The 25,199-nt window shown below is 59.6% G+C and carries 20 protein-coding genes and 1 pseudogene; 14 read left to right on the top strand and 7 right to left on the bottom strand.

What is annotated here, in order from left to right; all coding sequences use genetic code 11:
• The first annotated feature begins 124 nt into the window (after positions 1 to 124).
• From ACIOU6_RS12480 to ACIOU6_RS12455, 6 genes and pseudogenes are all read left to right on the top strand, one after another.
• Positions 125 to 1,149 (top strand): annotated as a pseudogene (locus tag ACIOU6_RS12480) (YhcG family protein).
• Positions 1,150 to 1,256: 107 nt separating this feature from the next.
• Positions 1,257 to 2,159: a cysteine synthase CysM gene (gene cysM / locus ACIOU6_RS12475; RefSeq protein WP_221733057.1), complete on the top strand. Its 903-nt coding sequence runs from the start codon at positions 1,257 to 1,259 to the stop codon at positions 2,157 to 2,159.
• The gene (gene rlmD / locus ACIOU6_RS12470) at positions 2,159 to 3,559 is read left to right on the top strand and encodes a 23S rRNA (uracil(1939)-C(5))-methyltransferase RlmD (protein WP_401136574.1); all 1,401 of its coding nucleotides are present in this window, start codon (positions 2,159 to 2,161) and stop codon (positions 3,557 to 3,559) included. The genes cysM and rlmD overlap by 1 nt, the downstream gene beginning before the upstream one ends.
• Before the next feature lie 76 nt (positions 3,560 to 3,635).
• Complete coding sequence (gene relA / locus ACIOU6_RS12465; RefSeq protein ID WP_221733011.1) at positions 3,636 to 5,879, top strand: GTP diphosphokinase; 2,244 nt, start codon at positions 3,636 to 3,638, stop codon at positions 5,877 to 5,879.
• 132 nt (positions 5,880 to 6,011) lie between these two features.
• Complete coding sequence (gene mazG / locus ACIOU6_RS12460) at positions 6,012 to 6,845, top strand: nucleoside triphosphate pyrophosphohydrolase (protein ID WP_401136607.1); 834 nt, start codon at positions 6,012 to 6,014, stop codon at positions 6,843 to 6,845.
• A gap of 25 nt (positions 6,846 to 6,870) precedes the next feature.
• Complete coding sequence (locus tag ACIOU6_RS12455) at positions 6,871 to 7,413, top strand: DUF2058 domain-containing protein (RefSeq protein WP_221733010.1); 543 nt, start codon at positions 6,871 to 6,873, stop codon at positions 7,411 to 7,413.
• A 69-nt stretch (positions 7,414 to 7,482) separates the two neighbouring features.
• On the opposite strand, the gene ACIOU6_RS12450 is transcribed toward ACIOU6_RS12455, so the two are convergent.
• The 6 genes from ACIOU6_RS12450 to ACIOU6_RS12425 form a co-directional block, all read right to left on the bottom strand.
• On the bottom strand, positions 7,483 to 7,671 hold the full coding sequence (locus tag ACIOU6_RS12450; RefSeq protein WP_221733009.1) for a hypothetical protein: 189 nt from the start codon (positions 7,669 to 7,671) through the stop codon (positions 7,483 to 7,485).
• A gap of 332 nt (positions 7,672 to 8,003) precedes the next feature.
• Complete coding sequence (gene fabB, locus ACIOU6_RS12445; RefSeq protein WP_221733008.1) at positions 8,004 to 9,224, bottom strand: beta-ketoacyl-ACP synthase I; 1,221 nt, start codon at positions 9,222 to 9,224, stop codon at positions 8,004 to 8,006.
• Positions 9,225 to 9,235: 11 nt separating this feature from the next.
• On the bottom strand, positions 9,236 to 9,751 hold the full coding sequence (fabA, locus tag ACIOU6_RS12440; RefSeq protein ID WP_401136570.1) for a 3-hydroxyacyl-[acyl-carrier-protein] dehydratase FabA: 516 nt from the start codon (positions 9,749 to 9,751) through the stop codon (positions 9,236 to 9,238).
• Between the two features lie 247 nt (positions 9,752 to 9,998).
• The gene (locus ACIOU6_RS12435) at positions 9,999 to 11,903 is read right to left on the bottom strand and encodes a response regulator (protein ID WP_401136567.1); all 1,905 of its coding nucleotides are present in this window, start codon (positions 11,901 to 11,903) and stop codon (positions 9,999 to 10,001) included.
• Positions 11,900 to 12,832 carry an ABC transporter substrate-binding protein gene (locus ACIOU6_RS12430; protein WP_221733005.1) on the bottom strand — a complete coding sequence of 311 codons (933 nt, stop codon included), beginning with the start codon at positions 12,830 to 12,832 and terminating at the stop codon, positions 11,900 to 11,902. Before ACIOU6_RS12430 ends, ACIOU6_RS12435 begins: the two co-directional genes overlap by 4 nt.
• Before the next feature lies 1 nt (position 12,833).
• Positions 12,834 to 14,957 (bottom strand): TonB-dependent receptor plug domain-containing protein, encoded by a 2,124-nt coding sequence (locus tag ACIOU6_RS12425; protein WP_401136564.1) that lies wholly within the window; start codon positions 14,955 to 14,957, stop codon positions 12,834 to 12,836.
• A gap of 196 nt (positions 14,958 to 15,153) precedes the next feature.
• On the opposite strand from ACIOU6_RS12425, the gene ACIOU6_RS12420 reads away from it, so the two are divergent.
• The 5 genes from ACIOU6_RS12420 (at position 15,154) to ACIOU6_RS12400 (ending at position 19,326) form a co-directional block, all read left to right on the top strand.
• Positions 15,154 to 16,179 carry an NAD(P)H-dependent glycerol-3-phosphate dehydrogenase gene (locus ACIOU6_RS12420; protein ID WP_221733003.1) on the top strand — a complete coding sequence of 342 codons (1,026 nt, stop codon included), beginning with the start codon at positions 15,154 to 15,156 and terminating at the stop codon, positions 16,177 to 16,179.
• An 18-nt stretch (positions 16,180 to 16,197) separates the two neighbouring features.
• Entirely contained in the window at positions 16,198 to 16,545 is a 348-nt protein-coding gene (locus ACIOU6_RS12415; RefSeq protein WP_221733002.1) for a DUF4389 domain-containing protein, read from the top strand.
• Positions 16,542 to 16,994, top strand: coding sequence for a phosphohistidine phosphatase SixA (gene sixA / locus ACIOU6_RS12410; protein WP_401136561.1), 453 nt, complete (start codon positions 16,542 to 16,544; stop codon positions 16,992 to 16,994). Before ACIOU6_RS12415 ends, sixA begins: the two co-directional genes overlap by 4 nt.
• 201 nt (positions 16,995 to 17,195) lie before the next feature.
• A complete protein-coding gene (locus tag ACIOU6_RS12405; protein WP_401136558.1) occupies positions 17,196 to 18,851 on the top strand; it encodes an AMP-binding protein in 1,656 nt (551 codons plus the stop codon).
• Positions 18,852 to 18,882: 31 nt separating this feature from the next.
• Entirely contained in the window at positions 18,883 to 19,326 is a 444-nt protein-coding gene (locus ACIOU6_RS12400) for a hotdog fold thioesterase (protein WP_221732999.1), read from the top strand.
• Between the two features lies 1 nt (position 19,327).
• Here the strand turns inward: ACIOU6_RS12400 and ACIOU6_RS12395 are convergent, their stop codons facing one another.
• Positions 19,328 to 22,324: an RHS repeat-associated core domain-containing protein gene (locus tag ACIOU6_RS12395; protein WP_401136555.1), complete on the bottom strand. Its 2,997-nt coding sequence runs from the start codon at positions 22,322 to 22,324 to the stop codon at positions 19,328 to 19,330.
• 216 nt (positions 22,325 to 22,540) lie between these two features.
• On the opposite strand from ACIOU6_RS12395, the gene ACIOU6_RS12390 reads away from it, so the two are divergent.
• The 3 genes from ACIOU6_RS12390 (at position 22,541) to ACIOU6_RS12380 (ending at position 25,135) form a co-directional block, all read left to right on the top strand.
• Positions 22,541 to 23,347 (top strand): alpha/beta fold hydrolase, encoded by an 807-nt coding sequence (locus ACIOU6_RS12390; RefSeq protein WP_221732997.1) that lies wholly within the window; start codon positions 22,541 to 22,543, stop codon positions 23,345 to 23,347.
• Positions 23,344 to 24,198 carry an alpha/beta hydrolase gene (locus tag ACIOU6_RS12385; RefSeq protein WP_221732996.1) on the top strand — a complete coding sequence of 285 codons (855 nt, stop codon included), beginning with the start codon at positions 23,344 to 23,346 and terminating at the stop codon, positions 24,196 to 24,198. Before ACIOU6_RS12390 ends, ACIOU6_RS12385 begins: the two co-directional genes overlap by 4 nt.
• 127 nt (positions 24,199 to 24,325) lie before the next feature.
• Complete coding sequence (locus ACIOU6_RS12380) at positions 24,326 to 25,135, top strand: DUF4892 domain-containing protein (RefSeq protein WP_401136552.1); 810 nt, start codon at positions 24,326 to 24,328, stop codon at positions 25,133 to 25,135.
• Positions 25,136 to 25,199 lie beyond the last annotated feature (64 nt).

Genomic DNA, 25,199 nt, shown 5'->3' with positions numbered 1-25,199 from the left:
TCCGCCGACTTTGCGGGAGTGCTCTCGTATTTTTGTACGATATTTCCCAAGCAGGATCGGCGGTCATTTGAAGGTTCGTTGAGCGTTTAAGCTCGCGCTTCACCTCATCTTCAAGGAATTGCGCATGAATGCCTCCAGCGTTACCGGTATCTCGGATGGCGATCGTTTTAACGAAGTGTTAGCGCTGATCAACAGTGCCAGGCACCAGGCCTGCAGACCGTCAATACACAACTGATTGAGCTGTATTGGCAGGTCGGTGCACATATCAGTCGCAAGATTGAGCGGGCGGAGTGGGGGGATTCAGTGGTTGGTCAATTGGCTGAACATTTGGCTCTGACCCAACCGGGACTGCGAGGTTTTACCCGGTCCAATCTATTTCGTATGCGCCAGTTTTATGAAATTTATCGCTGCGAAGAAAAAGTCGCGCCACTGGCGCGACTATTATCCTGGTCGCACAACGTGATCATTTTCGGCCAAAGCAAACGCCCGGAAGAGCGGGAGTTCTACCTGAAAATGGCGGTTCAGGAAAAATGGTCGAAGCGCGAACTGGAGCGCCAATTCAAGGCAGCGCTGTTCGAACGAAGTGTCACCGATCCGGCGAAGGCATCTGCTGCTTTAAAGCAAGCTCACCCAGCAGCACTGGAGATATTTCGCGACGCCTACATGGTCGAATTTCTCGACTTGCCCGGCGTCCATGCCGAGACCGATCTGCACCTGGGATTGCTGAGGCGACTGAAGGCGTTCCTGACCGAGCTTGGTCGCGACTTCTGCTTTGTTGGCTCTCAATACCCCCTGCAAGTCGGCAGTCGGGATTTCGCGCTCGATTTGCTCTTCTTTCACCGTGGGCTCAACTGTTTGGTGGCCATCGAACTCAAGGTTGGGCGCTTTGAACCAGAGTACCTCGGCAAGCTGGATTTTTATCTGGAGGCGCTGGATCGCACTGTCCGCAAGCCCCACGAAAACCCGGCCATCGGTGTGCTGCTCTGTGCCAGCAAAGAGGACGAGGTCGTCGAGTACGCCCTTAATCGCAGCCTTTCGCCTGCCTTGATTGCTGAATACCAAACGTGCTTGCCGGATAAACAATTGTTGCAAGCCAAACTGCACGAGTTTTATGTATTGGATACGGCGCACGCAGAAAACACGGACTAGCGTTTCCTTATTCCCATAAACCATAAGCACCGCACTTTGCGTGATATGGCCTGCGCGGGTTTGCCGGTATGATAGGCGCCCCCGCACGTCTGGATTGCGAATACGCCATGACCTTGCAGTACCCAACCATCGCCGATTGCGTCGGCAACACTCCGCTGGTGCGTTTGCAGCGCCTGCCCGGAGCCACCAGCAACACCCTATTGCTCAAGCTCGAAGGGAATAACCCGGCGGGTTCGGTCAAGGACCGTCCGGCGCTGTCGATGATCACCCGTGCCGAGTTGCGCGGGCAGATCCACGCCGGCGACACGCTGATCGAAGCGACCTCGGGCAACACCGGGATCGCTCTGGCCATGGCTGCAGCGATCAAGGGTTACAAAATGATCCTGATCATGCCGGACAATTCCAGCGCCGAGCGCAAAGCGGCCATGACCGCCTACGGTGCCGAGCTGATTCTGGTCAGCCAGGAAGAAGGCATGGAAGGTGCTCGCGATCTCGCCCAGCGCATGGAAGCCGAAGGCCGTGGCAAGGTGCTCGATCAGTTCGCCAACGGTGACAATCCTGAAGCCCACTACACCACCACCGGTCCGGAAATCTGGCGTCAGACCCAGGGCAGCATCACTCATTTCGTCAGCTCTATGGGCACAACCGGCACCATCATGGGCGTGTCGCGCTACTTGAAAGAGCAGAACGACAACGTGCAGATCGTCGGTCTGCAACCGATGGAAGGCTCGGCCATTCCCGGCATCCGTCGCTGGCCGCAGGAATACCTGCCGAAGATCTATCAGGCTGACCGCGTCGACCGCATCGTCGACATGGCACAAAGCGAAGCCGAGGACGTGACCCGTCGTCTGGCCCGCGAAGAAGGCATCTTCTGTGGCGTGTCCTCGGGTGGCGCGGTGGCAGCGATGCTGCGTCTGTCCCAAGAAGTTGAAAACGCGGTGATCGTCGCGATCATCTGTGACCGTGGCGACCGTTACCTGTCGACCGGCATTTTCGACGCGCCCAACTGATGGCCAAACACGAGAGAGGCCTGCGCTTCCAGCCCACGGGTGGCAGCAAGGCCCCGCAAATCCCGACCGGCAAAAAACAGCGCTTGAACATCGAGCGTCTGGCCAATGACGGTCGCGGCATCGCGTTTTTCGAAGGCCGCACCTGGTTCGTCCTCGGCGCCCTCGCCGGTGAAGAGGTCGAGGCGCGGGTGCTCGGCGCCCACGGTAAAGTGGTCGAGGCGCGTACCGAACGCGTGTTCAAGGCCAGCGAGTTGCGCCGCCCGGCGCCGTGTCAGCACGCGGGCCGTTGTGGCGGTTGCAGCGTCCAGCATTTGCCCCACAGCGAACAGCTTGCCCTGAAACAGCGCATGCTCGCCGAGCAATTATCGAAGGTCGCCGGTGTCGAACCGCAAGAGTGGGCGATCCCGTTGACCGGCCCCGAGTTCGGCTATCGCCGTCGCGCCCGTATTGCCGTGCGCTGGGACATCAAAGCGAAGCAACTTGAGGTGGGTTTCCGTGCTGCCGGCAGTCAGGACATTGTCGCGATCAGTGAATGCCCGGTGCTGGTACAGCCCTTGCAGCCGATCATGACTTCTTTGCCGCAGATGCTCCGTCGTTTGAGCAAACCGCAAGCGCTGGGCCATATCGAGTTGTTCAGCGGTTCATCGCTGGCGGTGTTGCTGCGGCACATGGCGCCGCTGTCGGAAGCGGATATGACGATCCTCAAGGATTTCTGCCAATTCCATGAAGCGCAATTGTGGCTGCATGGCGAAGGCGGGCCGCAACCGATTGATGCGAACCAGTCGCTGGGTTATCGCCTGGCACAATGGGGGCTTGATCTGGCTTACCGGCCGGGGGATTTCATTCAGGTCAACGCCGGTGTTAACGAAGCGATGGTTGCGCAGGCGCTGGATTGGCTGAAACCGACGAGCGAAGAGCGTGTGCTGGATCTGTTCTGCGGCTTGGGCAACTTCGCTTTGCCGCTGGCCAGAACCGTGCGCGAAGTGGTGGCGGTCGAAGGCGTGCAGACCATGGTCGAGCGTGCCGCCGCGAACGCCGCTAGTAACAATTTGCATAACACAAAGTTTTTTCAAGCCGATTTATCCCAGCCTTTGACCGATGCTCAGTGGATCGGAAGCGGCTTTTCTGCGGTACTCTTGGACCCACCGCGTGACGGTGCTTTCGAGGTGGTGCGCAAGCTCGCGACCCTGGGTGCCAAGCGGTTGGTGTATGTGTCGTGCAACCCGGCAACGCTGGCGCGCGATACGGTCGAATTGATCAAGCAGGGCTACCGGTTAAAACGTGCCGGGATTCTCGATATGTTTCCTCAGACGGCACATGTCGAAGCCATGGCGTTATTTGAAGCGAGCCAGGATGGCTCGTCTGATCCGTCCGGTCTGTCCGTGACGCGCTCGCGTTAGCCCCGCGAGTGCCCAGGGGCATAGAAGACCAGCGATTTGACGCATTGAATCTGCGTCGTAGGGAAGGTAAAGCAAGATGGTACAGGTGAGAGCACACCAGCCGATCAACAATGACGGCAGTATCAATCTCGAGGCTTGGCTCGATCACGCGGTCAGTGTCGATCTGGCACTGGATCGCGAAGCCTTGAAAGAAGCCTGCGAGTTCGCTCGCGAGGCTGAACAACAGTCCAACGCCGCCAAGAATCTGTGGGCCGAGGGCTCCGGCAGTTTCCGCACCGGGCTTGAGATCGCCGAGATCCTTGCCGACCTCAAGCTCGATCAGGATTCGCTGGTCGCTGCGGTCTTGTATCGCGGTGTGCGCGAAGGCCAGATCGAACTCGCAGCCGTCAGCCAGCGCTTCGGTCCGGTGGTCGCCAAACTGATTGACGGCGTGCAGCGCATGGCCGCCATCAGCGCCAGTCTGAGCCCGCGCCAGTCGATGGTCATGGGGGCGCAAGGTCAGGTGGAAAACCTGCGCAAGATGCTCGTGGCAATGGTCGACGACGTGCGCGTTGCCCTGATCAAACTGGCCGAACGGACCTGCGCAATCCGCGCGGTGAAAACCGCCGACGATGAGAAGCGTAACCGTGTCGCCCGGGAAGTCTTCGACATCTATGCGCCGCTCGCGCACCGGCTCGGCATCGGTCATATCAAATGGGAGCTGGAGGACTTGTCCTTCCGCTACCTGGAACCCGATCAATACAAACAGATCGCCAAGTTGCTCCACGAGCGACGGCTGGATCGCGAGCGTTTCATCGCCGACGTGATGACCCAGCTCAAAGACGAATTGCAGGCCACGGGTGTCGACGCCGACATCAGCGGCCGAGCCAAACACATCTATTCGATCTGGCGCAAAATGCAGCGCAAGGGTCTGGAATTCAGCCAGATCTACGACGTGCGTGCGGTGCGCGTGCTGGTACCGGAAATGCGCGATTGCTATACCGCGCTCGGCATCGTCCACACCCTGTGGCGGCACATTCCGAAAGAGTTCGACGACTACATCGCCAACCCGAAAGAGAACGGCTACCGCTCGTTGCACACCGCAGTGATCGGCCCGGAAGGCAAGGTGCTGGAGGTGCAGATCCGCACCCATTCCATGCACGAAGAAGCCGAACTCGGCGTCTGCGCGCATTGGCGCTACAAGGGCACCGACGTCAAATCCGGCTCCAATCACTACGAAGAGAAGATCTCCTGGCTGCGTCAGGTGCTCGAGTGGCATGAAGAACTGGGCGATATCGGGGGCTTGGCCGAACAACTGCGCGTCGATATCGAGCCGGACCGGGTCTACATCTTCACCCCCGACGGTCACGCCATCGACTTGCCCAAAGGCGCGACGCCGCTGGACTTCGCTTACCGCGTGCACACGGAAATCGGTCACAACTGCCGTGGCGCGAAGATCAACGGGCGCATCGTACCGCTCAACTACAGCCTGCAAACCGGTGAGCAGGTCGAGATCATCACCAGCAAGCACGGGACGCCGAGTCGCGACTGGCTGAACTCGAACCTGGGGTACGTCACCACTTCCCGTGCTCGGGCCAAGATTGTTCACTGGTTCAAGTTGCAGGCCCGTGATCAGAACGTTGCGGCGGGCAAAACCCTGATCGAGCGCGAACTCGCGCGTCTGGGGCTGCCTGCGGTGGATTTCGACAAGTTGGCGGACAAGGCCAACATGAAAACCGCCGAAGACATGTTCGCCGCCCTCGGTGCTGGCGATTTGCGTTTGGCGCAACTGGTCAACCTGGCGCAGCAACTGGTCGAGCCGGAACGCGGCAACGAACAACTGGAGCTGATCCCGCGCAAAGCCACTGGCTACAAGCCGGGCAAGCGCGGCGACATACAGATCCAGGGCGTCGGCAACCTGATGACGCAGATGGCCGGTTGCTGCCAGCCGCTGCCGGGCGATGCGATTGTCGGTTACATCACTCAGGGCCGTGGCGTGAGCATTCACCGCCAGGACTGCGCCTCGGTGCTGCAACTGGGCGGGCGCGAGCCTGAGCGGATCATCCAGGTCAGTTGGGGGCCGGTGCCGGTGCTCACCTATCCGGTGGACATCGTCATCCGTGCCTACGACCGGTCCGGTCTGCTGCGAGACGTTTCGCAGATATTGCTCAACGAGCGGATCAACGTGCTGGCGGTCAACACCCGCTCGAACAAGGAGGACAACACCGCACTGATGTCCCTGACCATCGAGATTCCGGGTCTGGATGCGTTGGGGCGGTTGCTGGGGCGGATTTCGCAGTTGCCGAACATCATCGAAACGCGGCGTAACCGTACTCCGTGAAGACCAACGCCGATCAACTGTGGGAGCGGGTTGGCTCGCGAAAAGGGCGTCTCAGTCGACATCATTGTTGCTGACACACCGTATTCGTGAGCAAGCCCGCTCCCACATGGGTTTTGTGGTGAGAGATAAATGATGTACAGCCTTGAAGACCTGCTCCACCTGATGAGTCGCCTGCGCGATCCGCAGTACGGCTGCCCGTGGGACATCAAGCAAACCTATGCAACCATCGTCCCGCACACCCTCGAAGAAGCCTACGAAGTGGCCGACGCCATCGAGCGTGGCGACTTCGATCACTTGCAGGGCGAGTTGGGCGATCTGTTGTTCCAAGTGGTGTATTACAGCCAGCTTGCACGGGAGGAGGGGCGATTCGAGTTTGCCGGGGTGATCGACAGCATCACCCGCAAGCTGATCCGCCGTCATCCCCACGTCTTCCCCACCGGCGATCTATATGCGCCGCTCGACGTACCGCGTTTGAGTGAAGAGCAAGTCAAGCAGCGCTGGGAGGAGATCAAGGCGCAAGAGCGCGCCGAGAAATCCGCTGCGCCAGAGCAACTGTCGCTGCTTGATGACGTACCGGCGACGCTGCCTGCGCTGTCACGCTCAGCCAAATTGCAAAAGCGTGCGGGGCAGGTCGGCTTCGACTGGCCAGACGCCTTGCCGGTGCTCGACAAGGTGCGTGAAGAGCTCGATGAAGTGCTTGAAGCCATGTCTGAAAACGATCCCGCCGCGGTGGCTGACGAGATCGGTGATCTACTGTTTTCCGTGGTCAATCTGGCCCGGCATCTGAAGGTCGATCCGGAAACCGCACTGCGTGGTGCCAACGGCAAGTTTGAAAGACGTTTCCGTTTTATCGAACAGGCATTGCGCGACACCCACCGTCCCATGGAAGATTGCACCCTCGAAGAGTTGGACGCCCTCTGGGGTGAAGCCAAACGCCAGGAAAAGAATTTGCCCAGCTGCGGCTGAGCAACTGCCCAAGTGAGTAAGCACCATGAGTATTTCCCTTCGCGATCAGTTGCTCAAAGCAGGGCTGGTCAACCAAAAGCAGGCCAAGCAGGTCAGCAAGGACAAGCAGAAGCAGCAGCGTCTGGCCCACAAAGGTCAGGTCGAGCTGGATGACTCGCAGCAGCGTGCCGCTCAGGAAGCCATGGCCGAGAAGGTCAAGCGTGACCAGGAGCTGAATCGTCAGCAGAAAGAAAAAGCCGAGGCCAAGGCGCGTGCGGCACAGGTCAAGCAGTTGATCGAAGTCTCGCGTCTGCCGAAGCTGACCACCGAGGACTACTACAACTTCGTCGACGACAAGAAGGTCAAGCGCCTCTCGGTCAACACGCTGATGCGCAACAAGCTCAGCAGCGGTTCGCTGGCGATCGTGCACCATGCCGGCGGCTATGAAGTGATCCCTCGTGAAGCGGCCCTGAAGATCCAGGAGCGCGATCCGCAGCGCATCGTTCAGCTCAACGTACAGACCGAAGAGGTCATTACCGAGGACGATCCGTACGCGGCCTACCAGATCCCTGATGATCTGATGTGGTAAATCGGTAAAGCTGTCACTACGACAAACCCCGCCATGGCGGGGTTTGTCGTTTTCAATGCTGTGGGTGGTTCAGGCGGTTCGCAAATCCCGTTGCTGTTCTTGCAGTTCCAGTTCGGCCTTGTAGTTGTGGGCATCGATTTCGTTGTGGAACATGCCGACCAGCAAGTCTTGTTGATGCACATCCCAGATTCGTACACCGGCGGCTACGCCTTCATGGGACATGTGTGAATCGTCGCGTTCAGTTACTTTTACAGTCATCTGCTAGCTCCAAATCTCAAGTTATCTGCAGCAAGGCGTGTGCAGGACTCTTTTATATGATTTGTTAGTTTGCTAAGTAAACGGCTGATTCGTGCAAGGTATAGTTGCGAATTCTGCAACAGTGCTGGAGGCCGCTAAAACCGCGACATTCGGTCGCAGGGTGGGAAGTTGCATGACAGAAGTTTCATTTTCAGAAGCTCCGCAAGCCCACTTGTGGGAGCGAGCAGGCTCGCTCCCACCGGGTTTTACGGTGTAACTGCCATTTCCTTCAGGCCAAAAAAAACGCCCCGAACCAGTCGGGGCGTTTTCATGTGTGGCTCAGCAGCGGGGAATTACTTGCCTTCCCAGCGCTTCAGTACCAGCGTGGCATTGGTGCCGCCGAAGCCGAAGCTGTTGCTCATCACGGTGTTGATGGTGGCGTTCTCACGGGTCTTGGTCAGCACCGGCATATCGGCCACTTCTGGGTCCAGCTCGTCGATGTTGGCGGAACCGGCAATGAAGTTGCCTTCCATCATCAGCATGCAGTAGATCGCTTCGTGAACGCCGGCGGCGCCCAGGGAGTGACCGGACAGGCTCTTGGTCGAGCTGATGGCAGGTGCCTTGTCGCCGAACACTTCACGCACACCTTTCATTTCCGCGACGTCACCGACCGGAGTCGAAGTGCCGTGGGTGTTCAGGTAGTCGATCGGGGTATCAACGGTGGACATCGCCATTTGCATGCAGCGGATCGCGCCTTCGCCGCTTGGAGCGACCATGTCGTAGCCGTCGGACGTCGCGCCGTAGCCAACGATTTCGGCGTAGATTTTCGCGCCACGGGCCAGAGCGTGTTCCAGCTCTTCAACCACGACCATGCCACCACCGCCAGCGATGACGAAACCGTCACGGTCAGCGTCGTACGCACGGGAGGCTTGTTGCGGGGTGTCGTTGCGCTTGCTGGACAGGGCGCCCATCGCGTCGAACAGGAACGACTGGCTCCAATGCTCTTCTTCACCGCCACCGGCGAAGACGATGTCTTGCTTGCCCATCTGGATCTGTTCCATGGCGGTACCGATGCAGTGAGCACTGGTGGCGCAGGCAGAAGCGATGGAGTAGTTCAGGCCCTTGATCTTGAAGGGCGTGGCCAGGCAAGCGGAAACGGTGCTGCTCATGGTCCTCGTGACGCGGTATGGGCCAACGCGCTTAACGCCTTTCTCGCGCAGGATGTCCAGCGCTTCCATCTGGTTCAGCGTGGAAGCACCACCGGAACCGGCGATCAGACCGGTACGCGGGTTGGACACTTGCTCTTCGGTCAGGCCAGAGTCAGCGATAGCGTCTTTCATGGCCAGGTAGGCGTATGCCGCTGCGTGGCCGACGAAGCGATAGATCTTGCGATCGATCAGCTCTTCAAGGTTGAGGTCGATGGAGCCGGAAACCTGGCTACGCAGACCCATTTCGGCATATTCCGGGTTGAACCGGATGCCAGGGCGGCTTGCACGCAGGTTAGCGGAGACGGTCTCTTTGTCATTGCCCAGGCACGAAACAATGCCCAGACCAGTGATAACGACGCGGCGCATGCGGATAACCCTTAGAAGTTTTCAGTGGAAGTGAACACGCCGACCCGGAGGCCTTCGGCGGTGTAGATTTCGCGGCCATCGACACTGACCGAACCATCGGCAATGGCCAGGTTCAGCTTGCCCTTGAGGACGCGTTTGATATGAATGTTGTAGGTGACTTTCTTGGCGGTCGGCAGCACCTGGCCGAAGAATTTCACTTCGCCCGAACCCAGCGCACGGCCGCGGCCCGGCAGGCCTTGCCAGCCCAGGAAGAAACCGACCAGTTGCCACATGGCATCCAGACCGAGGCAGCCCGGCATCACCGGATCACCTTCGAAGTGGCAAGCGAAGAACCACAGGTCAGGATTGATATCCAGTTCGGCGACCAATTCACCTTTGCCGTACTTGCCGCCTTCTTCGCTGATCAGGGTGATTCGATCCACCATCAGCATGTTCGGGGCGGGCAGTTGCGCGTTACCTGGGCCGAACAGCTCACCGCGACTGCAGCGCAGCAGATCTTCCAGAGTAAAGGCGTTTTGTTTGGTCATGCGAGCTCCTCAATAATCCCATGCGGCAGGTGGGGCAAATCTTCCCGACCGTTCGAAGCGTTCATGCCTCGAACCGGCAGCCTACTCATAGACTATTGCGTTGTGGTGAAAGTCACAGCACCAAGGACATGAATGTACACTTGTGCACTGAAATTTTTATTCAAGCCCCTTTTGAGGCTCGTTCGGGTGCCTAAGACTGCCGCACTTTCGCTTTTCACGCCAGTCGCAGATGGTCGAAAAGCCGTCACTACGACACCCAGCGCTGCAGAATCTGCTGTAGGTCATTGCGTTTGAACGGCTTCGCCAGATAATCGTTCATGCCCGCCGACAGGCAGGCCTCCCGGTCACCCTGCAAGGCGTTGGCGGTCAATGCGATGATCGGCACCGCGTTGCGTCCGGGCAAGCGGCGAATCTGCCGGGTCGCTTCGTAGCCATCAATGATCGGCAGACGGCAATCCATGAGAATCATTTCGAAATCGCTTGCTTCGGCATTTTGCACCGCTTGTGCGCCATCGGTGGCAACACTGACAGTAAAGCCCAAACTGCGCAGCATCGCTTCAATCACGGTTTGGTTAACCGGATTGTCTTCCACGAGCAACACATGACGCCCCTCGCCGTGACCGCTGCTGTTCAATGCGCGTGGCGCGGTCAGTTGAGGCAACGCCTGCTTATAAAGAGCCAGCGGAATTTCCAGGGTGAACACCGAGCCACGACCTTCCTCGCTCTGCGCGCGCAATGTCCCGCCCATGCGCTCGGCGAGGGTACGGGCAATCGGCAGGCCGAGGCCGGTGCCGCCGTAACGCCTTGAAATAGAACTGTCGGCCTGCTGGAAGGCGTTGAACATCAACTCCAGGCTCTCGGACGAAATGCCGATGCCGCTGTCGCGCACCGAACAGGTGAACCACAGCAGTTCGTGATCCAGTGACTGCCACTGCGCCTCGATGCTGACCCGACCCTGTTCAGTGAATTTCAAGGCGTTGCCGACCAGGTTGACCAGAATCTGCCGGATCCGCGTCGGATCGCCCTGTACCTGCAAACCGCGCATGTCTTCGGGAACCCGCAGGTTGAGCGCCAGGCCACGCTGCACCGCGCTGTGCTGGAACGACTGGGCGCAGGCTGCGATGAGTTCGGCGAGATTGAACGGGATGTGCTCCAGTTCCAGTTCCGAACGCTCGATGCGCGAGAAGTCGAGAATGTCGTTGATGACCTTGAGCAGGTGTTCGGTGGACTCCGAGGCAAGCGCGGCGTACTCGACCTGCTCCTCGGTCATGTCGGTGGTTTCGAGCAATTGCAACATGCCCAGCACGCCGTTCATGGGGGTGCGCAGTTCATGGCTCATCATCGCCAGGAAATCGGATTTGGCGCTGTTGGCCTTTTCCGCTTCCTCACGGGTCTGGATCAGTTGGGCCATGGCTTGATGCTGTTCACGACTGGCCTGTTCCAGCGCCTGAGCGAGGTTGTTGATGTGCTGCGACAGGGCGCCCAGTTCGGTGTCGTCGACAATCGGTAGCGGCGTTTTATAGTCGCCTTCCTGAATCGCCTTGACCGCATTGCCGATATCGCGAATCGGCCGCGACAGGCTGCCCGCCAGGCGCCGCGCGACGATGAAGGTGAAGAGCAGGGCAAACAGCGCCAGAATCCCGGCCTTGAGCAGGATTTCCTGCTGACGCTGACTGAAGGCATCGTTGGACAGACCGACGATCACTCGCCCCAGATAATCCTCGTTGGCCGCGCCATTGCTGACTTTGGTGTCCTGGAAAAAATCATTGTGCAGGGCGATCCGTTGCAGCCTTACCGGCGCTTGAAAAACTTCGACCTGATGCGCACGGCTATGGACATTCGCCGGTTGCTCGACGTAGACCAGAATCCGGTTGGCACTGTCCTGCACTTCGATAAAGCGCACGTTGGGGGTTGCCAGCGAGGCTTTGAGCAGGCTCTCCAACACTTCGTTATTGCCGGAAATCACCCCGTACTCGGTGGCGGGCGCCAGTTGGTTGGCGATCAATTGGCCGGTGTGGTTCAGCTCCTGGCGCAAATCCTGAATGCGCACGAAGGTAAAAAAGCTGATCAACAACAAGGTCAGCAACAGCGCCGGGCCCAGGCTGATCAACTGGGTGCGGGTGTTGATGTCCCAACGGCGACGGAAACTCATGGGCGGCTTTCTCCTTCAGCCAACGCTCTGGCGACTGACGCGTCATTTAACGGTTCGATCCCAAGGGAACGAGCCACCTGCGCATTACTTGAGACTTTAAAACGTTTGGGGTAGAGCGTTCGCGGCCAATTGCCCGGCGGCTGGTCGAGCAGTTGGTCGAGCACCGCCAGCCAGTCGCTCTGATCGCTGTAGGTGCTGACCAGGCTGCCGGCGCGGACGAACGCAACGTTGGGTCCCACCAGCGCCACTTGCTGCGAGTAACTGCTGAGCAGCAGGTTTTTCGCGGTTTTCGGGTTGTACAGATCAGGATCGTCGAGGCCCAGCAGCACGTCGCTGTTTTTCAGTACTGCTTGCAGGGGGCGGTTGTCGTGGGTGTTGTCCCAGCGTTGGCTGACGATTTGCAGATTCAGCGACTGAGCGGTCAGGCGCAGTTCCTTGAGCAGGAATTCGCTGTGCGGGTTGAACAATACGCCGACCCTGCGCGCCTGCGGCAGCATCCGCCGGATCAACTGCAATTGACGGCCTAGTGGCGGATCACTCCACAGCAGACTCAGTTGCGACGGTTGTGCCGAGCCGAAACGCTGATGTGCTTGCACGCGGCTTATACGCAGCACCAGCGTTGGCGGGCCCTTTGAGTCTTGCAGGCGCCAGTCGAGGCTTGGCAGATCGAGCAGAATCAGGCGCAGGCTGGTAGGTAATTTTCCCGGTACCGGCAGACTGACCAGCGGCTGGAAACGCACACTGTCGGTTGGACGCAACTCGCTGAGTGCCTGAACGAAAGCCTGCACGCCGGGACTTTCTTCAGCCCCCGTGAGCAGAATATCGGCCGCTTGCACTGCCATGCCGTGCAGCCACAGGGCCAGAAACAGGCACAGCCCGGCCAGGCAGTGGCCAAGGGTTGGCGTCTTCCGTGACAGGCCGTGGCGCATCCTAGAACTCCAACTCGGCGCTGAAGTACATCACCCGGCGTTCGTCGTATTGGTTGTCGACGAACGTAGTTGGCTCGTGATCAAGGCGCTGTTGCAGCACGCCGGCCAGTTGCAGTTGGGCTTTGCCCAGTGGGATGCGTTTGGCGATCCGCGTGTCGACCCGTTCAAAGCGATAGCCGTTGAGCGAGTTGTCGCCGTAATAGAAGAGGGCGCTGTTCCAGCCTTGGCCCCAGTCGCGCAGCCAACCGGCCGAACCGCTGTTGCGCGAGGTGAATTGCTGATCCAGCGGATTGCTCGCTTGGGCGTCGACGTAGGCGTAAGTGAAACGCAAGCGGTCGACCCTGCTCACGCGCCAGTCGAGTTGGGTTTCGGTGCCGCGAAAACGTGAGCTGTTGGCATTGCTGGCGATGTATTGGTTGTTGCGCAACGGCTCGCTGATCATCCCGGTGATTTCGTCGTAGAACAGCTTCACATCCAGTGCCAGTCCCCACTCTGCGAAATAGCCGTTGTAGCCCAGTTCACGCGAGCGCATGTGTTCCTGATCGAGATCGCCGGGGCCACGGGTCTTGACGAAATAACGCGCTGACGACTGACCGTACGCCGAGGGCCGCAGGTTGGTCACCTGATAGCTCCAGTTGACGTTGTTCTCGAACATGTCCGGCGAGCGGATCGCCTCCGAGTAGACCGCACGCAGACCATGGCGCGGGTTGATCAGGTAGTTGATCGCGAAGCGCGGGGTCAGCGAACTGCCGATCAGTTGCGTGTCTTCGAACATTGCACCGCCCTGCAACAGCCAGTGTTCGGTCGCGCGCCATTCCAGTTGGCCGAAGGCGCGCCAAGTGGTGTCATCCAGCGTGCCGTTGAAGTAGGTCTCGGAATCGGCCCGGTCGTAACGATAGTTCATGCCGCTGACCAGGCGCAGGCTGTCGGACAGGCTGAGGGTGTCCTGCAATTCGAGGTCGTAACGCGATTCCCGGGCACTCTGGTCGATGTCACCGCACAGGGTTCGACTGGCGCCGTTGCGCCACTGATCGAGTGCCCGATTGGCCAGCGCCATTTTCTGCGGGCTGCCGGGCTCGGCGCCGGGGCCGGTGAACCGGGTGATGTTGCGCGCCAGGCGCTCGGTGTAATTGGGGTCAAGTTGCCACAGCTGCGTCAATTCCGGGCTGAACGATACTTCGGCGTCGCAAGCGCGCCAGGTTTGCTGACGATCCCAGTGCTGCGCCGATCCTTGTACATAAAGGCTGTGTTCGGGATTGATGTCGAGATTCCAGCGCACCGACCCGGCGTAGTCCTTGGCCACCACGTCGGAGTTGTTCCCCGCGTCCGTAATCCCTGAGAACACCGGTCGGTAGGTATAGGGCCGCTGGTTGGTGCCGTCCTTCGCGTTGACCTGCCAGTCGAGGCTCTGGCTGTCGTTGAGGGTATGACTGACCGCGAGACTGAAACGGCTCAAGCGGCGGCTGTCACGATAGTCCGCACCCGTGCGATCGCTGTCGAAGCCGTCGTCTTCTTGACCTGACAGCGACAGGCGCAGGTCGCCGCCATTCCAGTTCGTGCCCTGGCGGGCATAGAAATCGTTGATACCGCGCTGGCCTCGACTGATCTTCAGCCGTGTGCCGTGGCTGTTCGCCGGGTGGCGCGTGATGATGTTGACGACCGCCATCAGTGCATTGGCGCCGTAGCTGACAGTGTTCGGGCCTCGGAAGACTTCGATGCGCTCAATGTCTTCCATGGCCACCGGAATATCGCTCCAGTCCACCGTGGCCAGCCCCGCGCGGTAAACCGAGCGGCCGTCGATCAACACCTGCATGCGCCGTGCTTCGCTGGCGTTGGTGCCATGGTAATTGACCACAGCCTGATTGCCGCTGACGTTGCCGACCATCATCCCGGGCACCAGGCGCAGCAGTTCGCTGATGTCGCGGGCGCCGCTGGCGTTGATCAATTCGCTGTCGAGAACGGTCATGCTTCCCGGCACTTGCGCCGGTGTCTGTTTAAGGCGTGTGGCCGTCAGCACCTGCGGTAGCGACTCGCTGTCCATGAACAGGTCATCTGCCTGCACGACCGGGCTGAACAACAGCGCGAGCAACAGGGACGAGCGCGATGAGGGAGAAGCAAAGAGCACGACACAGCCTATAGAGCGAAGAATTGGCGGGCATGTTAACCGAGGGCAGCGACTTTTCCAGTCACGTTATAGGCATTTTCCTAGGTTTTGTTGGTCTTCTTCCTACAAGTATCGGTAATTGACGCGGGGGCTGGCCGCGACGGGGTCGCCCCGTATAATGCCGACATCGCCACTGGTATGGATTAACGGATTGCATATGACTGAACAGCGCCCGATTGCGGTCCTGGGAGGCGGAAGTTTTGGTACCGCCGTGGCCAATCTTCTGGCCGAGAACGGCCATCAAGTCTTGCAGTGGATGCGTGACCCCGAGCAGGCCGAGGCCATCCGGGTCAATCGCGAAAACCCGCGTTACCTCAAAGGCATCAAGATTCTGCCGGGCGTGACCGCCGTCACCGACCTGCAAGCCACCCTCGATGCCTGTGATTTGTGCTTTGTCGCCCTGCCGTCCAGCGCGTTGCGCACGGTTCTGGCTGCCCACGCCGAGCGCTTGAGCGGCAAAATGCTGGTCAGCCTGACCAAGGGTATCGAAGCCCACACCTTCAAACTGATGAGCCAGATCCTCGAAGAGATCGCTGCGCAAGCGCGCATCGGCGTGTTGTCCGGGCCGAATCTGGCGCGGGAAATCGCCGAGCACGCACTGACCGCCACCGTGGTCGCCAGTGAAGACGAAGACCTGTGCAAACAAGTGCAAGCCGCGCTGCATGGCCGCACCTTCCGCGTGTACGCCAGCGCCGACCGTTTCGGTGTCGAGCTGGGCGGGGCGTTGAAAAACGTTTATGCGATCATCGCCGGCATGGCGGTGGCTCTTGAGATGGGCGAGAACACCAAGAGCATGCTGATCACCCGGGCCCTGGCCGAGATGACCCGGTTTGCGGTGAATCAGGGTGCCAACCCCATGACCTTCCTCGGTCTGGCCGGCGTCGGTGACCTGATCGTGACCTGTTCGTCGCCCAAGAGCCGCAACTATCAGGTCGGTTTCGCCCTCGGCCAGGGGCTGAGCCTCGACGAAGCCGTGTCGCGCCTCGGTGAAGTTGCCGAAGGGGTAAATACCTTGAAAGTGCTCAAGGCCAAATCCCAGGAGGTGGGTGTGTACATGCCGCTGGTCGCCGGGCTGCACGCCATTCTGTTCGAAGGGCGCACGCTGGATCAGGTCATCGCGTTGTTGATGCGGGCCGAGCCGAAAACCGACGTCGACTTTATTTCCACCAGTGGTTTTAACTGAATCAGCAGGGAACGACCTATGAACGATCCAAAAACCGACACAAAGTACGAGTCCATCCTCCTGCGGGTGTTGTGGATGATTATTTACGTGCTGGTCTGGCAAGTGGCGCAGTTCATCCTTGGCGCAGTGGTGCTGGTGCAACTGATCTATCGTTTGATCTATGGCGCTCCGAGCGCCGGCCTGATGAATTTCGGCGACAGCCTGAGCCAGTTTCTGGCACAGATCGGCCGTTTCGGCAGCTTTCACAGCGACCAGAAACCATGGCCGTTCGCCGATTGGCCTGCACCGCGCACCCCCGAAGGTGAAGCGCCGCACGCCGTGCCGCCAGCCCCGCATCCGGCCAGAGATGAGGAACCCAAACTATGAAGCTCTGGGTATTGCGTCACGGTGAAGCCGTGCCTTATGGCACGTGCCCCGATGCGGAGCGGGAGCTCACCGAGCATGGCCGCCAGGAAGCCTTGAGCAGTGCCGCCCGACTGATGGGCCAGCCGCTGACCGCGATCTACGCCAGCCCCTATCTGCGCGCGCAACAGACCGCGCAGATTGTCCGTGAGGCGCTGGGTTTCGAGCCGCCGATTCACACGGTCGAGTGGTTGACGCCGGAGGTCGACCCGGACAAGGTCACCGATCAACTGGTTTCGGTGAGCAATGTGCTGCTGGTCAGCCATAACCCGCTGGTGGGCAATTTGCTCAGCTATTTGCAGCACGGCGCCGGGTATCCGCCGGAGAAGGTCAGTACGGCGGGTTTGGCTGAGCTGGAGAGTCCTGAACTGCTGATCGGCTCGATGACCCTCAATAGCCTCAAGCATCCATAACGCTGATCCCTTTGTGGGAGCGAGCCTGCTCGCGAAAGCGGAGTGTCATTCACAACTTATGTGCCTGACACCCTGCATTCGCGAGCAGGCTGCTCCCATATTTTCTCTGTGTCGTTGGAAATTATTTGTGTGAACTTTCCAACCAAGCACTTGCTTGGTTGACTACGCTTGCTCCAGACCCAAAAAACAGGAGCGAGTCGCATGTCTGCCGCATTCCGTTTGCCGCTGGACGTGTTTTACGAACGCGAGGCACGGCATCCGCGCCAGCGCTTCCTTGTACAGCCAATCGGGGGCGGGCAGGTCGAAACGCTGACCTGGGCCGACGTCGGCCATCAGGCCCGCTGCGCCGCGCATTGGCTGCGAGCGCGCGAGTTGCCGCAGGGCAGCCACATCGCGCTGATCTCGAAAAACTGCGCGCACTGGATCATCGCCGATCTCGCCATCTGGATGGCCGGGCACGTCTCTGTGCCGCTGTATCCCAACCTGACCGCCGACTCCGTGGCTCAGGTGCTCAATCACTCGGAAAGTGTGTTGGCGTTTATCGGCAAACTCGATGACTGGTCGGGCATGTCCAAGGGCATGCCGGCGGGTCTGCCCACGATCAGCCTGCCGCTGCATCCGATCGGCGACTTCGATTTCAGATGGGCCGACCTGCAACGCCGCTCACCGATCCAGGACGACCCGCGTCCTGCCGCCGAGCAACTGGCGACCATCATCTACACCTCCGGCACCACCGGCCTGCCCAAAGGCGTGATGCACAGCTTCGCCAATCTCGGGTTTGCGACGACCCATGGCACGCAGTTATTCGGGCTTAACGAGCATGATCGATTGCTCTCCTACCTGCCGCTGTGCCACGTCGCCGAGCGGATGTTTGTAGAGTTGGCGTCGATCTACACCGGGCAGACGGTGTTCTTTGCCGAAAGCCTCGAGACTTTTATCACTGACTTGCAGCGTGCGCGCCCGACCGCAATGTTCGGTGTGCCGCGAATCTGGACCAAATTCCAGATGGGTGTCTACAGCAAGATCCCGGCAAAGCGTCTGGATTTGCTCCTCGGCCTGCCGTTCATCGGCAAGCGGGTCGGGCACAAAGTGCTCGCTGGCCTCGGGCTGGATGCCTTGCGCGTCGCCCTGTCGGGCGCCGCGCCAGTGCCGCAAACCTTGCTTACGTGGTATCAGAAGCTCGGGCTCGACGTACTGGAGGTCTACGGCATGACCGAGAGCTGCGGCTATTCGCACATCTGCCTGCCGGGTCAATACAAGCAGGGCTGGATCGGCAAACCGTGCCCGGATGTTGAAGTGCGTATCGATGAGTCCGGTGAAGTGCAGGTACGCAGTCAGGCGAACATGCTCGGCTATTTCAAGGAACCGCAGAAAACCGCCGAAACGATCACCGAGGACGGTTTTCTGCGCACCGGCGACAAGGGCGAGCAGGATGCCGAAGGGCGCCTGCGCCTGACCGGTCGACTCAAGGAGATCTTCAAGACCAGTAAAGGCAAATATGTGGCTCCGGCGCCGATCGAAAATCGGCTGGCGGTGCATTCGCGTATCGAACAGGTCTGCGTGGTGGGCGATGGTTTGAGCGCGCCGCTGGGCTTGTGCGTGCTCTCCATTGTCAATCAGGAAGAGGGGCGGGCGAGTCTGCATTCGAGCCTGGAAAAACTGCTGGAGGAGGTCAACGCGGTGCTCGACAAGCACGAGCGCCTGCGTCGACTGGTGGTGGTCAAGGACAGTTGGGCGGTGGAGAACGGGTTTCTCACGCCGACCCTGAAAATCAAACGCAACGTCATCGAAGACACCTACGGCGCGCGCTTCGAAGAATGGAGCGAGCGCAGCGAGGCGGTGCTGTGGCAGGATTGAGCGACCACTAAAACAACAAAGGAAGTCTGTGATGAGCCTGTGGCGCACCACTCCCGACATCGAGCAGTTGAACGCAATCCAGAAAAACACCATCGGCGAAGTGCTGGATATCCGTTTCGAGGCGTTCGACGAACAATCACTGACCGCGAGCATGGTCATCGACCATCGCACCCACCAGCCTTACGGCCTGCTGCACGGTGGCGCCTCGGTGGTGCTGGCTGAAACTGTCGGTTCTATGGCCAGTTATTTGTGTATCGATGCCAGCCAGTTTTATTGCGTGGGGCTTGAGATCAACGCCAACCATTTGCGTGGTTTGCGCAGTGGCCGGGTGACGGCTGTGGCCAAGCCGATTCATATCGGTCGCACCACGCATGTCTGGGATATTCGACTGACCAGCGATGAAGGCAAGGCCAGTTGTGTCTCGCGCTTGACCATGGCAGTGGTGCCGTTGGGGCAGACACCACCCTCGAGTTGAGTCATACGCTACGTCGTCTGATAACACTCATGGGCAGGTCGCCCACGTCCGGTGTTTCCGGGTGATAACCGGCGGGTGTCGCATCTCTCCAAATCCGGTTCGCTGGAGTGAAACGATCCAGAGTGAAGTCCCCATCGTCGTACCTGGCCAGCTCGAAGGCGCCACGCTGCACATGCTGGCCCAGGTATGTGCGGGCCTCGGTGGGGGTGGCCAGGCTTTCGACGACTGCTGATTGTAAATGGGCGTTTTCGATTGTGTTCGTTAGAGGTTCGGCGAGCAATGTCAGTGAGGCGGTTAAGGTTGAGCCGGCGGTGCGTGTCACGACGCCGTATAGCCATTGCGCGGCATTCGGCACAGAAAGCCGATTGCGTTCCGGGCTGCTGTAGTCACCTCCACGCAATGAGTTGATCGTGGTTGTGGACGCTCCATCCAGGCCTTCCACGGTAGCGGCGACAGTGATATCCACGCCAGGTGGCAGATTTGCCCCGAGCGCACCGTCAGCAAAAAGAACTGCTCCATAGAAGGCGGTGCGCCAAGCGGTCGTGGTACCGCTTGGCGCAATCGTGACGCTGGGGCCGACGCTGGCGAACGCGCGTTGGCCTGCTTCCCTTGTCATGCTCTTCGGCACACTGGCAAGTATGCTGATGGCTGTCATGTTCAAGGTTTCCCGCTCAGACAGGTACGCATACAGTGGAGCGGCGGCTCCCGCCGCAGCGCCCGCCAGCCCCAAGATACCGGCCATGACTTTCTGTGTGGTGCGGTTGTAGTTGCGGCTGCTGGCAATACGACTGCCTGCTCCTATCCCCATGGAGCCACCGGCCAACGCACCCGCCATGCTGCCTGCTAGGGTCAATCCCAGATTGACGCCCGGGTCTGGCGGTGTGTCCGGATCGCCGGTTGCCCATTGCTCCAACCCTCTTGCAGCAAAATATTTAACCGCTCCTGCGGCCAGTGCACTCACACTGTCCCGGCCAAAGGTTGCCAGAGCGGCGCCCACGCCTTCTTTCAGTGTGACCAGTCCCTGGAAGTCCACGTTCCCGACAGGGTTGCCGTGCACCATGGCAAACAGATTCAGTCCGTCCTGCACCCCCAGCGGGTCCGCATTGAGCCAGCGCTGAAGCCATGGCGTGTAGTAACGAAAACCGTAGTAATACAGGCCACTGGCATCCCGTTCCTTGCCCGAGTAGCGCAGGGTCTTGTAGCTCGCTTCGACCAGGCTTCGGCCCGCCCACCAACAGGTACCGCCAAACGGGTAATAGCTTTCCCGGGAGATCATCTGTGCCTGGGCGTCCAGTTCAATGGTGCTGGAGTTCAAATGATCGGTGAAGCTGTAGCGCTGCTGATGCTGGGGTATGCCGTGTGGTGGCGGTTTTTCAAAGTGCAGCACCTGGATTGTCGCGCGACCGGCCTTGACGGTGATGACGTGTACGGTCTGATTCGGATCGGTGCGAATTTCCAGACCGGGCAAGTAGCGGGTTTCACTGAGTCGTTGCACCGATGCGGTATAGGCCTGACGGATTTTTCGCTGGCGTTGACCGCTGCCGTCATAGATGTAGAACTCGCAATCATTCGGTTCACCCTCTCGAACCACCTGATCAACCTGTTGCAATTCATTGCGTCGATCCCACTGCAGCGTTTGCCCTTCGTCTTGGAGAAACACGCGGTTGCCATTGGCGTCGTAAGCGGCGGCAATCGCCTGCTCATCGGGCAGATGGCCGTCGGGGCTTTCCGGCAGGCTGCGATTGCTGGCGCGGGCCACAACCGTGCGTTCGGTGCGGTTTCCACTGGCGGCGCGGTGCTCCATCAACAGCAGATTGCCGGACGGATCATAGGTGTAAGTGCGCGTGTAGTTTTCCAACTGCCCTGGGTCGGCAGGAGAGGCAAATGCCGGCAGCTGTGGCCCGCCCGCAGCGTTGCGGATCTGCCGGCCACTGGCCTCGATCAAGCGCGAGAGGCTGTCGTAACGGTAGCGGCAGATCGCGTCTGTTCGCTGGTTACGGTGATAGACAGCCGCCTCTGCGCTATCGCTGATGCGAGTGATATTGCCGACCGCGTCGTACGCGTAGGACAGATCCTGGAGGATCGAGCCATGACTGGCCTGGCTCGTCAGACGTTGCAGGCGGCCATCGTCGAGGCTGAATGTCGCTTGGGAGATCACGTCATTTCCCGCGCGTTGCTGTTCAATAAGCCCAAAGGCGTTGTAGTGGATATCGCTGACCAGCGTCTGGCTGTCGTCGTTTGCGGCCAGTGTCAGACGGGTTTCTTTCACATGGCCCGCCACGTCTTGAAGCTGTATCTGCCGGTTTCCCAAGGCATCTGTCTGACCAACCGACTCGCCAAGGGCGTTGTAGCTGAAGTGGGTCGTGGCCGATCGGGTTTCCAGAAAAAAATCGCGATCGACTTCCACTTCCGGCCAGTCCACCGCCCACGCGGGATCGGCACTGAAGGTGCGACGAAGTTGCAGTGGTTGCCCGCTCATACTGAGTTCAGTGAAGTGCAGGGTGCCTGCGGTGTCGTCATGCCGAATCAATCGGCCACGGCGGTTATGGTGGACTTCAACCGCATCATCGAAATAGGTGAAGCGCTCCGTACAGTGTTCAGACTCGTCCGCAGACTGCTCGAAAGTGGCGCTCGGTCGTCGCAGAGCATCATGGTGGGTACGGCTGTGGTTGCGTTTCTGATCCCATCCGTCAATGTGAGCGCCGTCCTCTGCGAGCAAGCTCAAGCGCCAGCCGGCATCGCTGTTTTCACTCGACAGCATGGCGCCTGACAGGCTGAACACATTGCTCTGATTCGCCGGGCCGGGTTTTTCAGGTGTGTGCTCGCGGAACAGTCTGGGATCGCGACTGAATACCGTGCGCCCCGCGGCATCATGCGTCTGGTGAGTGATGTAACTCTCGGGCGCCAAAGTCTCATCGCGACGATGGTAATTCACGCTGCGTAATACCAGGCCTCGAGCGTCGAAGGCCTGGATGGCGGGTGTATTCGCGTGAGTCATGGGCGCCGGCAGCTTTAATGAGGGTGATCCTCTTATCAGCCTGAACACGGCGTGGGTCAACTGACAGAACTGACAGTTGACAAAAACACCCATACGGCGGTGCGTCGGATATAGCCATGGCGCGACTGTCATCATTCCTGGCCGTTACGGTCATTGCTGTGAGACGCACTCTTACGGACAATCAACGCCACGTTTCCCGCTCATGGATCTCCCCGCATGTCGCAACCGATCTTTTTCGCCCACGCCAACGGATTTCCTTCGGGTACCTATGGCAAGTTGTTCGCGGCGCTGGCGCCCGAGTACCGGGTCGCGCATCTGGAGCAGCATGCCCATGACCCGCGGTTTCCTGCGGACGATAACTGGTACAACCTTGTCGACGAGTTGATTCACCATTTGCAGCAGCAGGATCAACCGGTGTGGGGCGTCGGCCACTCGTTTGGCGGCGTGCTGCACCTGCATGCGGCGCTGCGTTGCCCTGAGTTGTATCGCGGCGTGGTCATGCTCGATTCCCCTGTGCTGACCCGTACCGATCAATGGGTGATCCGTGCGGCCAAGCGCTTCGGCTTCATCGACAGGCTGACTCCGGCTGGACGCACCTTGGGCCGGCGCGAAGAGTTTGCCGATCTCGACAGCGCACGCAGCTACTTTGCCGGCAAGACATTGTTTCGCGGTTTCGATCCCGAATGTTTCGATGCCTATCTGCAACACGGTTTGCATCAGGTGGGCGACAAGCTGCGGTTGCGCTTCGACCCGGCCACCGAGATCAGCATCTATCGCGGGGTGCCGCACACCAGTCCCGGCCTTACCCGACAGTTGCAAGTGCCGCTGGCGGTGGTGCGAGGGCACAAAAGTCGCGTGGTGATGCGTCATCACACCCGTTTCGTTTCGCGTCTTGCCCAGGGCGAGGCGCTGAGCATGCCCGGTGGCCATATGTTTCCGCTTGAACGCCCGCAAGACACGGCGCGGTTGCTCAAGAGCCTGTTCACTCGCTGGGAAAACCGTCAGGACAAGGATTGCGCATGAGCCCGACCTTCGAAGAAGTACGCCTGAGCCTGCCGCATATCGAGTTGGCCGCGCACTTGTTTGGGCCCGAGGACGGTTTGCCGGTCATCGCTCTGCATGGCTGGCTCGACAACGCCAACAGCTTTGCCCGCCTGGCGCCGAAGCTCAAAGGCTTGCGCATCATTGCCCTGGACATGGCCGGGCACGGGCACTCCGGGCATCGACCGAGTGGCGCCGGTTACGCGTTGTGGGACTACGCCCATGACGTGCTGCAGGTTGCCGAGCAGATGGGCTGGAAACGTTTCGGCCTGCTCGGGCATTCGATGGGTGCCATCGTGTCGCTGGTGCTGGCCGGTTCTTTGCCGGAGCGCATCACCCATCTGGCGTTGATCGACGGCGTGATTCCTCCTACAGACAAAGGCGAAAACGCTGCCGAACGCATGGGCATGGCCCTGCAAGCGCAACTGGAACTGCGCGAGAAACGCAAACCGGTCTACAACAGTCTCGACCGAGCCATCGAAGCGCGGATGAAAGGACTGGTGGCGGTCAGTCGTGAGGCGGCGGAACTGTTGGCGCAACGGGGATTGATGCCCGTGCCCGGCGGTTACACCTGGCGCACCGATAATCGCCTGACCCTGCCGTCGCCGCTGCGCCTGACCCAGGAGCAGGCGATGGCTTTCGTCCTGCGCATCGGCTGTCCTGCGCAATTGGTCGTCGCGGCCGACGGCATGCTGGCCAAACACCCAGAACTGCTGGAGCGTCTACCCTTTAACCGGGAACAGCTGCCTGGCGGACACCATTTGCACCTCAACGATGAGGCCGGTGCCGATCTTGTCGCAGACTGTTTCAATCGGTTCTTCGCCATTCCTTGACTTGCTGCGGGCAACTGTCGAGGCTGGGCGGGTTGAAATGGGAGATAACCATGATGGATCTTTACACCGCTACGACCCCGAATGGCCAAAGCGGCACCCAGGCCATGTCTATCCGATGAACCTATCCATGCGTTCACTCAGTCTCTTGGCACTGTGCTGTTTCAGTTCCTTTTCAATCGCGGACGATGTGCCGGGCAGTCAGGATCTACCGATCGTGCCGCGTCTGGCCGATGCACAAATCGTCGACTATCGTGCCCCGACCGAGCTGGAGCGTGTCTATCCGCTCGGATCGATCCGCAAAATCAGCGGCAAGCTGCGCTTCGAAGGGCAGGTCAGTGCCAGAGGCCAAACCACGTCAGTGACCTACGAACTGCCACCGGAACACTCCGCCAACGAAGCTTTCACTGCCGCCCGTGAAGCGCTGCAAAAAAAACAGGGCGCCGAGTTGCTGTATTGGTGCGAGTCCCGTGATTGTGGCGAAAGCAGCCTGTGGGCCAATGAGGTCTTTGGTAACTCGAAACTGTTTGGTTCCGATGAGCAGCAGGCCTATCTGTTGCTAAGGCTGGCGGCTCCAAGGGATAACACGCTGATAGCGCTCTACAGCATTACGCGCGGCAATCGCAGGGCTTATCTACATGTTGAACAGTTCGTTGCCGAAGCGCCGCTGGGCGAGTTGTTGCCGACGTCTGCGACCTTGTTGCGGCAGCTCAAAAGCACCGGTGAACTGGACTTTCCAAAGTTGGTTGGCGATCCGGACGACACCTGGCTGCGGCTGATTTCCCGTGGCTTGAACCTGGATATTACGCAACGGGTGACAGTGTCGGGCCCCAAGGCCGAGACTTGGCGACAAGCACTGATCGAGCAGGGCGTGCGCGCGAGGCGGCTGGAAGCCGGTAGTGTCGAAGGCCCTGGCTTGCACATTAATCTGTTGCGATAAGGTGTATCGGGCGGGCACGCTGTGTGTTCGCCTATTTTTTGTCTGACTGACTTTTTCGAGACCT

Origin of the sequence: Pseudomonas sp. NPDC087615, assembly GCF_044743445.1 — a bacterium.
Lineage (GTDB): Bacteria > Pseudomonadota > Gammaproteobacteria > Pseudomonadales > Pseudomonadaceae > Aquipseudomonas > Aquipseudomonas baetica_A.
The sequence above is the reverse complement of the archived record's forward strand: the minus strand, read 5'-3'. Positions and strand labels throughout refer to the sequence as shown.

Excerpts from the sequence above, each read along its gene's own strand:
- rlmD (WP_401136574.1), top strand. The coding sequence starts at position 2,159 with ATGGCCAAACACGAGAGAGGCCTGCGCTTCCAGCCCACGGGTGGCAGC.
- ACIOU6_RS12380 (WP_401136552.1), top strand. The coding sequence starts at position 24,326 with ATGCGTTCACTCAGTCTCTTGGCACTGTGCTGTTTCAGTTCCTTTTCA.
- ACIOU6_RS12450 (WP_221733009.1), bottom strand. The coding sequence starts at position 7,671 with ATGACTGTAAAAGTAACTGAACGCGACGATTCACACATGTCCCATGAA.
- fabB (WP_221733008.1), bottom strand. The coding sequence starts at position 9,224 with ATGCGCCGCGTCGTTATCACTGGTCTGGGCATTGTTTCGTGCCTGGGC.
- ACIOU6_RS12420 (WP_221733003.1), top strand. The coding sequence starts at position 15,154 with ATGACTGAACAGCGCCCGATTGCGGTCCTGGGAGGCGGAAGTTTTGGT.
- ACIOU6_RS12405 (WP_401136558.1), top strand. The coding sequence starts at position 17,196 with ATGTCTGCCGCATTCCGTTTGCCGCTGGACGTGTTTTACGAACGCGAG.
- sixA (WP_401136561.1), top strand. The coding sequence starts at position 16,542 with ATGAAGCTCTGGGTATTGCGTCACGGTGAAGCCGTGCCTTATGGCACG.
- mazG (WP_401136607.1), top strand. The coding sequence starts at position 6,012 with ATGTACAGCCTTGAAGACCTGCTCCACCTGATGAGTCGCCTGCGCGAT.
- ACIOU6_RS12385 (WP_221732996.1), top strand. The coding sequence starts at position 23,344 with ATGAGCCCGACCTTCGAAGAAGTACGCCTGAGCCTGCCGCATATCGAG.
- ACIOU6_RS12390 (WP_221732997.1), top strand. The coding sequence starts at position 22,541 with ATGTCGCAACCGATCTTTTTCGCCCACGCCAACGGATTTCCTTCGGGT.
- ACIOU6_RS12435 (WP_401136567.1), bottom strand. The coding sequence starts at position 11,903 with ATGAGTTTCCGTCGCCGTTGGGACATCAACACCCGCACCCAGTTGATC.
- cysM (WP_221733057.1), top strand. The coding sequence starts at position 1,257 with ATGACCTTGCAGTACCCAACCATCGCCGATTGCGTCGGCAACACTCCG.
- ACIOU6_RS12395 (WP_401136555.1), bottom strand. The coding sequence starts at position 22,324 with ATGACTCACGCGAATACACCCGCCATCCAGGCCTTCGACGCTCGAGGC.
- ACIOU6_RS12430 (WP_221733005.1), bottom strand. The coding sequence starts at position 12,832 with ATGCGCCACGGCCTGTCACGGAAGACGCCAACCCTTGGCCACTGCCTG.
- ACIOU6_RS12400 (WP_221732999.1), top strand. The coding sequence starts at position 18,883 with ATGAGCCTGTGGCGCACCACTCCCGACATCGAGCAGTTGAACGCAATC.
- ACIOU6_RS12455 (WP_221733010.1), top strand. The coding sequence starts at position 6,871 with ATGAGTATTTCCCTTCGCGATCAGTTGCTCAAAGCAGGGCTGGTCAAC.
- ACIOU6_RS12415 (WP_221733002.1), top strand. The coding sequence starts at position 16,198 with ATGAACGATCCAAAAACCGACACAAAGTACGAGTCCATCCTCCTGCGG.
- fabA (WP_401136570.1), bottom strand. The coding sequence starts at position 9,751 with ATGACCAAACAAAACGCCTTTACTCTGGAAGATCTGCTGCGCTGCAGT.
- relA (WP_221733011.1), top strand. The coding sequence starts at position 3,636 with ATGGTACAGGTGAGAGCACACCAGCCGATCAACAATGACGGCAGTATC.